This window comes from Pseudoalteromonas sp. Scap03 (genome assembly GCF_013393115.1).
Lineage (GTDB): Bacteria > Pseudomonadota > Gammaproteobacteria > Enterobacterales > Alteromonadaceae > Pseudoalteromonas.
Genome location: NZ_VDEU01000002.1, coordinates 647195 through 659730, shown reverse-complemented (window position 1 = coordinate 659730; position 12536 = coordinate 647195). Strand labels below are relative to the sequence as shown.

Below are 12536 nucleotides of genomic sequence, written 5' to 3'. Positions count from 1 at the left end.
TTAATTGAACTTGGTATTTTAATAGTTTTTATAGTAGTTATAAATCACTAGCCTCATATTATTAATTAATCAATTTGTATCTATTTTGTTTATTAATTACACTTTATTTACTTGATATTTACTTTGTTCATGCTAGTTTCATAAATGGAAACTGACAATAGCATTTCTTAACACACTAAGCGGAGGAGCTAATGAGCTCACGGAAAATAATAAATAATGCCCTTAAATTAAGTGTCTTATCACTAAGTGCATTTAGTTTAAATGTATATGCATCAATAGACTGCAGTACATTGACGACATGGGAGTTAGGGCAAACTCATACAGCAGGAAGCCAAGTAAAGGCACAAAATAATGCGTATGAAGCCAAGTGGTGGACACAAGCAAACCCTTTGGAGAATACCGGTCAATATCAAGAATGGTTACTTTTAGGTGCGTGTGACAGCGCTGTCAATGATAATCAGTCGCCTATAATTACTGAGATCACACCTGGGAATGGTTCTTTATTTAACGATAAAGACAACGTTGTCATTTTGGCGCAAGCAACTGATTCAGATGGCTCGGTTGCAGGTGTAGAGTTTTTTGTCGACGGCATTTCCATAGCGGTTGATAACACTGCGCCGTTCAGTGTTAACTGGCAAGCTATCACGGGCGAACATCAAATTAGCGCGGTAGCAACAGACGATGAAGGAGCGAACTCTGCAGAAGTTGTTAATACGCTGAACGTTAGTGATTCAGTAGTTGTTGACCCTGTTAATCAAGTACCTGTTGCCGCTATTTCATTTAGCACGCTTCCGGATCAACTGGTTGTTGGTTCGCAGGTGGTGTTTGCACTTTCTGGAACTGATAGTGATGGCCAAGTAACGGCTCTGAGCTTTGCAGCAAACGGGGTGGATGTTCATCAATCAAGCTCACCAGCGAGCAGTTTTGCATGGCAAGCAACGGCACTTGGTCAGGCAACTTTCACCCTAACGGTGACCGATAACGACGGTGCAACAGCGCAAGTAACAAAAGTATTAACGGTTGTTGATGAAAATACAGGCCCAGTTACGGGCACTGACTGTCGTCCCCAAGGTTTATATCAAACTCCCGGTGTAAACACGCCTTACTGTACGATTTATGACGCAAATGGTCGCGAGATCATGGGCCCAGATCATCCACGCCGTGTAATTGGATACTTTACTAGCTGGCGTAATGGCGCTAATGGTCAACCCAGCTATTTAGTAAACGATATTCCTTGGGATAAAATTACCCATATCAACTATGCCTTTGCCCATGTTGATGCCAACAATAAAGTATCAATTGGCGACCCAGCATCAGTAAATAACCCAGCAACAAACATGCAGTGGCCAGGTGTTGTTGGTGCCGAAATGGACCCTGAGTTTAACTACAAAGGCCATTTTAATCTGTTAAACAAATACAAAAAACAACATCCAGATGTAAAAACATTAATATCAGTAGGCGGTTGGGCTGAAACCGGCGGTTACTTTGATGAAACAGGCCGTGTTGAAAGCGGTGGTTTTTATACTATGACCACTAATGCCGATGGTTCAATCAATCATGCTGGCATTAATGCATTCGCACAAAGTGCTGTTGAATTTATTGAAAAGTATGGTTTTGATGGTGTTGATATTGACTATGAATACCCATCATCAATGAATGATTCAGGTCATCCAGATGACTTTCCTATTTCTAACGCACGTCGTGCAGGGTTGAATGCTTCATATCAAGTGCTAATGAAAAAGGTACGAGAAGAGCTAGACCGTGCAGGTGAAGCCGCTGGTAAGCATTATTTACTCACTATTGCATCGCCTTCGTCGGGCTATTTACTTCGTGGAATGGAAACCTTCCAAGCGGTTCAATACCTCGATTATGTAAATATCATGTCTTATGACTTACATGGCGCATGGAACTCGCACGTAGGTCACAACGCTGCGTTGTTTGACACGGGTCTTGATTCAGAGCTTACGCAGTGGAATGTATATGGTACCAAAGAGTTTGAAGGCATTGGGTATTTAAATACTGATTGGGCCGTACGTTACTTCCGCGGAGCGATGTCAGCAGGTCGTATTAATATTGGTTTGCCTTATTACACCCGTGGCTTTAAAAATGTATCAGGTGGAACAAACGGTTTATGGGGCCAAGCGGCACTACCAAACCAAGCTGATTGCGCTAAAGGTACTGGCGTAGGTGAGAAAAACAAATGCGGTAATGGTGCACTAGGTATCGATAACCTTTGGCATGATAAGAACGATGCAGGCCAAGAAATGCCAGCAGGTTCAAACCCTTTATGGCATGTTAAAAACCTTGAAAACGGCATTGTTGGCTCGTATTTAGGCGTGTATGGCTTAACACCTGATACCGACGCCGATGACCGCTTAACAGGTACTTACACTCGTCACTATGACAGCGTTGCTGTAGCCCCTTGGTTATGGAACGCAGATAAAAAAGTATTCCTTTCAATGGAAGATGAAGAGTCAATGGCAACAAAAGTTGATTACGTTATCAACAATGGCCTTGGCGGTATTATGTTCTGGGAGCTGGCGGGTGACTTTGACTACGATACAGCGAAAGGCGAGTACTTCATGGGGTCAACGCTTACTTCACTTGCATACGATAAGTTTAATCAAAGCGGTGTTGCATATGATGTACATGGCGGAAATCCAAACTTTACAGTGCCTGCTGAAGCAGTAGATGTAACATTTACAGCAAAAGACTTCCCAATTGGTGATGATAATTACCCAATCAGCCCAACGTTTGCATTTACTAATAACTCAAGTCTTGATTTTAGTGGTGCAAAAATCTCATTTGATGTGCCGGTATCAACTTCAGCTATTTTTAAATCTAACTGGAATGCACAAGAAAAACTGGGCATGGCAGTAGAAGTAAATGGCTCGAACGCAGCGGGTAATAATATTGGCGGTTTTGAGAACGAGTTCCACCGTTTCTCAATCACACTGAACAATGAATGGGGCGGTCAACCAAAAGACTTTAGCGCTGGTGCAACTGTGAATGCACAAGTGATGTACTACATGCCAATCACTGGGCCTAGCAACTTTACCATTGAAAAAGATGGAAAAACTTATGCATTCAAAGCTGAATACCCAATGCTACCAGATGCAACACCGGGTGATGGCACGGGCAATCCAGATAACGGTGGCGGTGACCCTGTAGGTACGTGTGAAGGAGTTGATATAGCCACGATTCCTGTTTATCCAAACTTCCCTCAAACAGACTGGGCGGGCAACCCAAGTCATGCTGCTGGCGGCGATCTAATGGTGCATAACAACGCAGTTTATAAAGCCAAGTGGTGGACAACCTCTGAGCCGGGTGCAACAGCAGATTGGACCTTAAGTTGTAGCCTGTAATTTACAAAACAATGAGGGGTAGGCCTGAGCTTGCCCCATGTATTGAGTCTAATAAAGGATAAAATAATGGCATCAATTAAATTTAACACGATTACGCTATCTGCAATTACTAGTGGTTTACTACTCAGTGCACTAGCACCGCAAGTGCAAGCACATGGTTATATGGATAGCCCTAAAGCGCGCCAAGCAATTTGTCAAGTTGATGGCGGATACTGGTGGCCTGAAGACGGCACAAATATTCCTAACCTTGCGTGTCGAGCCGCATATTTAGAATCGGGCACGGTGCAGTTTGTACAAGCGATTGAATTTTCGGTTAATACTCCTGACTATTTAAATCAAACCGCAGTTGAGGCCAGTGTACCAAACGGCACTTTATGTGCTGGTGGCGATACAGCCAAACGGGGTATGGATTTACCATCACCACATTGGCAGCGCAGTGATGTAGTACCCAATGCCAATGGTGATATTCAAATACGTTATCTTGCATCAACCCCGCACAACCCAAGCTTTTGGCAGTTTTACATTACCAAGCCAAGCTTCAATAGCGCAACTGACGTACTAACTTGGCAAGACTTACAGCTAGTGCAAGAGCACGACAACATTGAGGTCGTTAAAGACCCCGATGGTAAACGCTACTATGAAATGAATGTTGCAATTCCGCAAGACCGCAGCGGCGAGGCCATTTTATATAGCCGTTGGCAACGTAATGATGTGGTTGGTGAAGGCTTTTATAACTGTAGCGACATCAACATAGTAAATGACGCAGGCCCAACTGATCCAAATTCGTTGACTAGCGTCGGTTACTTTGTTCGCCAAGGGCAAAATGCTATTGCAGGCGACATCGTATGGGCGCGATTATTTGACGAAACAGGCCAAGAGGTGATCAACCAACAGCTTAAAATCAATGCCGACAATCAAGCAAATTGGCAACAAGCATTGGCTGAGCAGCTTAACCTCGATTACGCGCATTTAGTGCAAATTGGTGTGCAAAACCAAGCGGGCGACATTACGTTTGATGCAACCGACGTACTCATAAATCAAGTGTATAGCAGCGATGCAAATTATACCTATGCCTTGAGTGTGCAAGGTGCGCCAACAAACACCGCACCCATTGTACACACCCCAGATAACCTAGTAGTTGATGAAAACACCACAACAGCAATTCATCTGCATGCCTTTGATGATGAGCAAAGTGAGCTAACTTACAGCTGGACAGTACCTACACCGCTAAGCTTTACAGGCTCTGGTGCCAACATCAACTTAACCACTGCAGAGGTATCAGCAAACACCGATTACACCATTGCAGTATCTGTATCGGATGGTCAATTAAGTACCCAAACCAGTTTTAGTGTCACGGTTAACGATGTACCTGTGGTCGATCCGGTTGACCCAGCAGTACCTGAATGGGAAAGCACTCAGACCTATCAAGCCAGCGATAAAGCCCGTTTTGCTAACGTTATTTACACCGCTAAATGGTGGAACAAAGGCCAACAACCAGATACCTCAGCGGCATGGGAATCAGCCTCGAAAGCTGACACAGCAGCCACTTGGAATACTAGCAAAGCCTACCAAGCCGGCGCAGAAGTAACGTATCAAGGACAGCGCTATCGCGCTAAATGGTGGACTCAGGGCGATACGCCAGGGCAAGCCAATGTATGGACCAAACTTTAATAAAGCCTAAGTTTTGCAGTTCAAACTTATTAAATAATTACATAAATAATGGATAAGAGAGACCTATGAATATCAAACAACTAAGCGCAGCCATCGGTGTTGCTTTATTTGCAAGCACAGCATCTGCTGCACCGTCTACACCAAGCATTAATTGGGAACCACAGCAATATTCGTTTGTTGAGGTAGATCTTGAGGGAAACGGCTCTTATAAGCAGCTAGTTACCCGTGTTGAACAAGTTAATATCAACATTCAGTGGAGTGCATGGAGTGGTGATGGTGGCGATAGCTACAAAGTATATTTTGATGACATGCTAGTTAATGAGGGCACGCTTGCTGCTGGTTCTAAAAGTGGCACTATTTCATTCCCTTATGATAAAGCAGGCCGCCATACAATGTATGTTGAGCTATGTGAAGGTGGCACGACCTGTGCGCGTAGTGCAGGCAAACCTATTGTAATTGCTGATACTGACGGTGGCCACTTAGCGCCATTGCCGATGGATGTAGATCCAAATAACCGTGACATTGGTATCAAACAAGGTTTAGTTACAGGCGCTTACTTTGTTGAGTGGGGAATTTATGGCCGTGATTATGATGTAACGAATATGCCAGCACAAAATCTGAGTCATATTTTGTATGGCTTTATTCCAATTTGTGGTGAAAACGCATCGTTATCGGGTGGTCCTAAACGTGCACTTGAAACCGCTTGTGCCGGCTCTGCAGATTACGAAGTGGTTATTCACGACCCATGGGCAGCAGTACAAAAAGCACTGCCAGGGGTTGATGCAAAAGACCCTATCCGTGGTACTTACTCTCAGCTAATGGCGCTTAAACAGCGTTACCCAGATATTAAAATTTTACCATCTGTAGGTGGTTGGACGTTATCAGACCCATTCGGTGGCTTTACCAATAAAGCTAACCGCGACACCTTTGTTGCCTCAATGGAAGAGTTTTTAAGAACATGGAAATTCTATGACGGTGTCGATATTGATTGGGAATTCCCAGGTGGTGACGGTCCCAATCCTGACATTGGCGATCCAATCAACGATGGCCCAGCCTATGTTGCATTAATGCAAGAACTACGCGCTATGCTTGATAAGCTTGAAGCAGAAACGGGTCGTACATACGAGTTAACCTCAGCTATAGGTGCAGGTTACGATAAAATTGAAGATGTAGATTACCAAGCGGCTAGTCAGTATATGGATTACATTTTTGCCATGACCTATGACTTTTATGGCGCATGGAGTAATGTAACCGGTCACCAAACTGCACTTTACTGTGGTGAACACATGAGTGTTGGCCAATGTAACGGTACCGGGCTTGATGAAAATGGCGAACCTCGTAAAGGCCCTGCTTATACCACCGATAATGCAGTGCAGCTGTTACTTGCGCAAAATGTACCATCGAAAAAAATCGTCGTGGGCACAGCTATGTATGGTCGTGGTTGGGAAGGTGTTTACCCGCAAAATGCAGCGATTGATGGTAACCCAATGACCGCCCCTGGTAATGGCCCATTAAAAGGCTCTACGGCACAAGGCGTATGGGAAGATGGGGTTATTGATTACAAGGGCGTTAAAGCCAATATGATTGGTGCTGCGGGCACAGGTATTAATGGTTTTGAAGTGGGTTATGATGAGCAAGCACAGGCCGCTTATGTATGGAATCGTTCAACCGGTAAACTAATTACTTATGATAGCCGTAAGTCAGTACTGGCTAAAGGAGCGTATGTTAATCAGTATAATTTAGGTGGTTTATTTGCTTGGGAAATAGATGCGGATAATGGTGATATTCTTAATGCTATGCATGATGGTTTAGGAGGAGTAGTTGCTCCGCCAACAAATAAAAAGCCAGTTGTTTCAGTATCTGCATCTGTATCTGTTAATTCAGGCGAGAGTATTACAGTAACAGCTTCTGCAACTGATGCAGATAACGATCCACTTAGCTTTAGCTGGAATGTTGATAGCGCACTGGTGGTATCTGGACAAAATAGTGCATCATTAGTCATTACAGCGCCAACAGTGACTGCAGATACGCAGTATGTGGCAACCGTTGCGGTATCAGATGGTAAAGCAACCGTTAATCGTGATGTTGTTGTTAATGTTATTGCGCCAACATCAGGGGGTGAAAACACAGCACCGAGTGTTGATGCTATCGCTAATATCAGCGTTGAAGAGGGCGCATCAGCAAGTGTAGCTGTAGTGGCTGATGATGCTCAAAACGACACCCTTACGTATTCGTGGACAGTACCTGCTGGTTTAACGTTAGTGGGTAGCGGTTCAAATATAAGTCTTGAGGCAGGCGCTGTAGATACCGATACAGATTTCACCGTGTCTGTTGCAGTTAGTGATGGTGCATTAACCACAACGCAAAGCTTTAGCGTAACAGTTACAAACGTTGATACTACAAATCCACCTACAGGAAGCTGGGATGCGAGTGTTGCATACGTTGGTGGTGATGTCGTTACTTATAACGGCGTTGAATATAAAGCAAAGTGGTGGACTCAAGGCGAGCGTCCTGATTTAGGTGGTGCATGGGAAGCAACAACACAACCTACAGATGGTACGGGTGTCGCAGTTTGGCAGCCAACGGCTATCTATAACAGTGGTGATGAAGTTTCTTATCAAGGTAATAAGTACCAAGCTAAATGGTGGACTCAAGGGAACGAACCTGGTTCAACCGATGTATGGTTAGCACTTTAATTTTAACCTGAGAATTTGGGTTTTAAAAAACCATATAAATTAAAAAAGCAGCTTTCGAGCTGCTTTTTTTGTTAACGACTATTACGAGGGGTTAAAACAACGCTTTAGAGCTAATTATTAAGCCGTTTACATCAGCATATGCCCAATCACCAGTATTAATTGTGGTGTTTAACATATTAACCGGGTGATCTTTAGCGCCTAAGCCGCGCTTAGTGGTGCAGCGCGGGGTTGCGCCTAGCGCCATTACAGGTAAATCAAGTGTGGCAAGAATTTCAATATCGCGACAGCAACCATTAATAACTATGCCGTGCCAGCCATTTTTTAGTGCGCGCTCTGCAATCATATCGCCAATAAAGGCAAAACGTTTACTGGCAAAACCATCAACAACCAATACTTTTCCCTCACCGTTTTCATGCAGTATGTTACCAGCAAACGAGTTGTCGTTAGGGCAGGTGACGGTCACTACTTGACCATAAAAGTAAGTTTTATTACCAAAGTGTTGCAAGCCACTGTCAGCAACTTGCACATGGTCGCGATGTTCATCGTATAAATCGGGCGTAGTAAACTGTGTCATTGAGGGCATCCTTGTTTTTTGGCAAAGCCATGTACGGCAAAGGCAAGTAAATTTAAAGTAGTAATAATGTTTATCGTAGGCTAATTAATCACTCAGGTGTAGCTATTGTTGCAAATTGGCTTATAGATTTTAGTCGCAATATAAGTACTTTTAGTGCTTTCCATCTGTTTCCATGAGTAACGAATGCTGTTAATTAGTTTTATTTTTTCGAATAAAATTGATTTTGTGAGCGCATTAGCCAAACGTCTCATTGTTGGCTACTTTTTCATATGCTACGTTCAATTGTTATTTAAAAAGTGGGGCGCAAAATAGCGTTCTATAAACACATACAAAAAGAGAAGCGTGCTTTATGATCATCTTTTTTATTTGCCTGACTATTTTAATATTAGGCTATAAGTTTTATAGCCCGTTTGTTGCAAAACAAGCGGGTTTAGATTCAACCGTAGACACTCCGCAAAAGCATTTTAGCGAAGGTGTTGACTATGTTGCTATTCACCCTGTTCGTGCATTTTTAATTCAGTTTTTGAATATTGCAGGAGTAGGCCCCATATTTGGTCCTATACTTGGCGCCTTGTATGGTCCAGTAGCGCTGGTTTGGATTGTACTTGGTAACGTTTTAGGTGGAGCTGTACACGACTTTTTCTCTGGCGTAATGAGTATTAAAGAAGACGGTAAAAGTTTACCTGAAATTGCAGGCCATTATTACAACGTAGTATTTAAAGGCTTTATGCTTATATTTACTGCTATGTTGTTATTTTTTGTTGGTGTAGTGTTTATTATGAGCCCAGCAGGATTATTGAGTAACTTAGATGCATTTGAAGGCACCATTTTTGCTAGTAATACATTTTGGGTTCTCGCTATTTTAGCTTACTACTTTTTAGCCACGTTATTACCAATCGATAAAATCATCACTAAGTTTTACCCTATTTTTGGCTTGTTAATGATTGTAATGACAGTTGCTATCGCAGTCTCACTGTTAATCAACGCACCCCATTTACCAGTAGCTGGCGACTTTTTAGCGTATTTTGAAGCCGATCATGCTCACGACTTTTTAGCCCCAAATCCTGATGGACTGCCTACTTGGCCGTTGCTATTTATCACCATTACTTGTGGTGCTATTAGTGGTTTTCACTCAACGCAAGCACCTATTATTGCTCGTTGTTTAACTAACGAAAAATATGTACGCCCGGTTTATTATGGAGCGATGATGTGCGAAGGTATTGTAGGTTGTGTTTGGGCGCTTGCTGGTATTGCTGCCTTCCCAGAAGGGTACGCTGGTTTAAAATCGATGCTTGATTTAGGCGGTCCAGGCTTAGTGGTTAACCATATTGCAAACAGCTACTTAGGTGTATTTGGTGGTATAATGGCTATTATTGCTGTTGCTGTTTTCCCTATCACCTCAGGTGATACGGCGTTCCGTTCACTGCGCTTAACGGTGGTTGATGCGTTTAGTATTCCGCAAAGTTTACGTAATCGTTTGTTGTTAGCACTGCCAATTTTAACCATTGCTTACTTTATGACTAAGCTCGACTTCTCTGTTATTTGGCGTTATTTTGCGTTTTCAAATATGCTGCTTTCTACCAGTGTGTTGTGGCTTGCGACCAAGTACCTATTTGACCGTGGTACATTCCATTGGATCACTAGTATACCCGCCGTGATCGCAACCGCAGTGACCTTATCTTACATTATGACTGCGGCAATTGGGTTAAACTTATCAAGTGACTTAGGTAAGCCTATTGGTGTAGTGGTAGCGGTAATAGGCTTTATTGCATTAGCTTTTGTGCACTCAAAACATAAAGTGCATCCAGCTTAAAACTACATAGTTATTAATGTAAAAAGCGAGCTTTATTGAAGCTCGCTTTTTTATATAAGCATTTAAAAAGTAGCTTGTTCGAAGTAGCTAATATCATCTAGGGTTTTACTAATAATCATTGCCCCTTCTAATAAGCTCACTGTTTGTATTGCCGCCCGAGCAGGATTAAGCTCTCCATTTATTTGATGTGCTTGAGTTAACCAGGCTAAGTTTTTATTAAAAAACCGCTGAACTTCAACGCGAACTTTATCGGGTAGGCTGTCGCTTTCTGCACCGAGTAAGCCACATAAACACATCTTTTTGTCTATCACGAGCGCATTTCTAAATAACTGAGTGTAAATATCGATGGGATTTTTACCGTTTGCTTTATGTGCATTCGGATCGCCAAGTACTGCAATAAAGGCATCGGTGTATTGATGCGCGAGTTCAGCGCCTAAATCAGCTTTGGTTGGAAAGTGATAATGTACACTGGCACTTTTTATACCTATTTCAGTAGCAAGTTCTCTAAAGCTAAAGTTGCTATAACCACCCAGTCGCACTTTATTTTCTGCGGCTTGTAGCAGGGCTGCTTTTTTACTCATTTTGATATTTCCTTGCTGTTATCTGAAAAAATTATCAACCAGTAGGTAGTTATTTTCAAGCTCTTTTATTTTTAGTTTGCAAACACTAAGCGCTTGCTATAAATTACCTATCAGTAGGTAGGTTTGGTTTGCTAATATTAACTTAGGGTCTGTCGACCTTTCAAGGTTAAATTTGCAGCAGTCTGTTTGGCATTTAGGCAAGGCAGTGCCTATGTGGTGTGGTTGTTCCCCATAAATAGGCGATAACGCAGCATCAATACCAAACAGGCGCTGCCCGAAGGGTTCTGCCTAAGGGCGATTTACTCTTTGTTGCTCGGTTTTTACTTAGCCCACTAGGTTACAAATCTCGCGCCGCGATTAAACCGCCCCTAGTTTGAACAAATTATAATCCGCAAAGGTCAACAGACCCTAGGTTGTTGTTAAAAATATAAGAGATAATTATGAAAATTTATGACGTAGAAAATTTCCCTAACCCGTTACGGGTTCGTATTGCACTTGCTGAAAAAAATGCGACTGATAAAGTAGAGTTTGTTGCTGTTGATTTATTAAATGGGGAGCACCGCAGTGAGGCTTTCTTGGCAAAGAATCCGTTGGCAGGTGTACCTGTACTAGAGCTTGATGATGGTACTTTTATTGCCGAGTGCACTGCAATTACACAATACATTGATACCGCTTTTGCAGGCCCTTCATTAACTGGTGTTGAGGCAAAAGAACGCGCAGTAATTAATATGATGCAAAAACGTGCTGAGTCGATGGTACTTGATGCAATTGCCACTTACTTTCATCATGCTACTGATGGATTAGGACCTAAACTTGAAACCTATCAAAATGTTGCATGGGGTGAAAAGCAAGCTGAAAAAGCACAGCAAGGCTTGGTTTATTTTAATAGCGTATTAGCAAACTCAACTTATGTGGCAGGTGAACAATTTAGTTTTGCAGATATTACCTTATACGCAGGACTTGTGTTTGCAGGCTTTGCACAAATTGCTATTCCTACTGAACTCACGCACTTAATTGCATGGCAACAAAAGGTCGCTCAGCGTCAAAGTATTGCTGCTATAAATTAATAATTTGGAGCCAACTATGAAAATTGCTGCCGACTTTAGTCAACGTGTCGTAGTACATAGCGAGTCACTTGAATGGATAGCTTCGCCCATGCTGGGTGTTGATAGACGTCCACTTGACAGAGTGGGTGAGGAAATTGCTCGAGCCACTAGTATTGTACGCTATGCGCCAAACAGCCACTTTAGCCCACATACTCATACTGGGGGCGAGGAGTTTTTAGTGCTCGATGGGGTATTTCAAGATGAGCATGGCGATTTCCCAAAAGGTACCTATATTCGTAATCCTCCGCAATCAAAACATACCCCAGGCTCAAAAGATGGTTGCATTATATTTGTAAAACTGTGGCAGTTTCAGCCAGAAGATCGCCAGCATGTTCGTATTCTCACACAGCATATGCAAGGGCAGAAAACCCCCGATTTTAATGACCTAAATGCCATTTTGTTATATCAAGATACGTATGAAACAGTGAGTATTGTACAGTTTAATGCTAATCAATCTTTAACGCTCACGGTAAGTGGTGGTGCTGAGTTGTTGGTTTTGGATGGCACTTTACAAGAGCATAACGACACACTTGAAAAACACAGTTGGCTTAGAGTGCCTGTTAATAGTGAAATTAACGCCACAGCGGGTAACAATGGCGCAAGAGTATGGATAAAAACCGGCTATTTAAACGATGTAAAAAACCAAGTTAATCGGTTAAAGAAACATAATTAGCTCAAAGGATAAATCGGCATTAACTGGCTGTTTTTTGACCTGCTTCATATGATAATT

General features: G+C 42.6%; 8 protein-coding genes. 6 read left to right on the top strand and 2 right to left on the bottom strand.

The genetic code is table 11. The annotated features are described in order from the left end of the window. The first annotated feature begins 191 nt into the window (after window positions 1–191). The 3 genes from FHG08_RS18220 to FHG08_RS18210 all read left to right on the top strand — a co-directional run bounded on the left by FHG08_RS18220 (window position 192) and on the right by FHG08_RS18210 (window position 7732). A complete protein-coding gene (locus FHG08_RS18220; protein ID WP_178956926.1) occupies window positions 192–3365 on the top strand; it encodes a glycosyl hydrolase family 18 protein in 3174 nt (1057 codons plus the stop codon). Between the two features lie 66 nt (window positions 3366–3431). Then, the gene (locus FHG08_RS18215) at window positions 3432–5036 is read left to right on the top strand and encodes a lytic polysaccharide monooxygenase (RefSeq protein WP_178956925.1); all 1605 of its coding nucleotides are present in this window, start codon (window positions 3432–3434) and stop codon (window positions 5034–5036) included. 65 nt (window positions 5037–5101) lie between these two features. Next, complete coding sequence (locus FHG08_RS18210; protein ID WP_178956924.1) at window positions 5102–7732, top strand: glycosyl hydrolase family 18 protein; 2631 nt, start codon at window positions 5102–5104, stop codon at window positions 7730–7732. A gap of 91 nt (window positions 7733–7823) precedes the next feature. Here FHG08_RS18210 and FHG08_RS18205 read toward each other — a convergent pair whose 3' ends face one another. Next, window positions 7824–8306 (bottom strand): putative 4-hydroxy-4-methyl-2-oxoglutarate aldolase, encoded by a 483-nt coding sequence (locus FHG08_RS18205; RefSeq protein WP_178956923.1) that lies wholly within the window; start codon window positions 8304–8306, stop codon window positions 7824–7826. A 349-nt stretch (window positions 8307–8655) separates the two neighbouring features. Here FHG08_RS18205 and FHG08_RS18200 point away from each other — a divergent pair, with 349 nt between their 5' ends. After that, window positions 8656–10119 (top strand): carbon starvation protein A, encoded by a 1464-nt coding sequence (locus FHG08_RS18200; RefSeq protein WP_178956922.1) that lies wholly within the window; start codon window positions 8656–8658, stop codon window positions 10117–10119. Between the two features lie 62 nt (window positions 10120–10181). On the opposite strand, the gene FHG08_RS18195 is transcribed toward FHG08_RS18200, so the two are convergent. After that, window positions 10182–10700, bottom strand: coding sequence for a TetR/AcrR family transcriptional regulator (locus FHG08_RS18195; protein ID WP_054201362.1), 519 nt, complete (start codon window positions 10698–10700; stop codon window positions 10182–10184). A gap of 440 nt (window positions 10701–11140) precedes the next feature. On the opposite strand from FHG08_RS18195, the gene FHG08_RS18190 reads away from it, so the two are divergent. Together FHG08_RS18190 and FHG08_RS18185 are read left to right on the top strand one after the other, a co-directional pair. Further along, a complete protein-coding gene (locus tag FHG08_RS18190; protein ID WP_178956921.1) occupies window positions 11141–11767 on the top strand; it encodes a glutathione S-transferase family protein in 627 nt (208 codons plus the stop codon). A gap of 16 nt (window positions 11768–11783) precedes the next feature. Continuing rightward, window positions 11784–12479, top strand: a complete 696-nt coding sequence (locus FHG08_RS18185; RefSeq protein WP_178956920.1) for a cupin domain-containing protein — start codon at window positions 11784–11786, stop codon at window positions 12477–12479. The last annotated feature ends 57 nt before the right edge of the window (window positions 12480–12536 follow it).

Coding starts and splice junctions, on each gene's coding strand:
- FHG08_RS18220 (WP_178956926.1), top strand. CDS start 192: ATGAGCTCACGGAAAATAATAAATAATGCCCTTAAATTAAGTGTCTTA.
- FHG08_RS18215 (WP_178956925.1), top strand. CDS start 3,432: ATGGCATCAATTAAATTTAACACGATTACGCTATCTGCAATTACTAGT.
- FHG08_RS18210 (WP_178956924.1), top strand. CDS start 5,102: ATGAATATCAAACAACTAAGCGCAGCCATCGGTGTTGCTTTATTTGCA.
- FHG08_RS18205 (WP_178956923.1), bottom strand. CDS start 8,306: ATGACACAGTTTACTACGCCCGATTTATACGATGAACATCGCGACCAT.
- FHG08_RS18200 (WP_178956922.1), top strand. CDS start 8,656: ATGATCATCTTTTTTATTTGCCTGACTATTTTAATATTAGGCTATAAG.
- FHG08_RS18195 (WP_054201362.1), bottom strand. CDS start 10,700: ATGAGTAAAAAAGCAGCCCTGCTACAAGCCGCAGAAAATAAAGTGCGA.
- FHG08_RS18190 (WP_178956921.1), top strand. CDS start 11,141: ATGAAAATTTATGACGTAGAAAATTTCCCTAACCCGTTACGGGTTCGT.
- FHG08_RS18185 (WP_178956920.1), top strand. CDS start 11,784: ATGAAAATTGCTGCCGACTTTAGTCAACGTGTCGTAGTACATAGCGAG.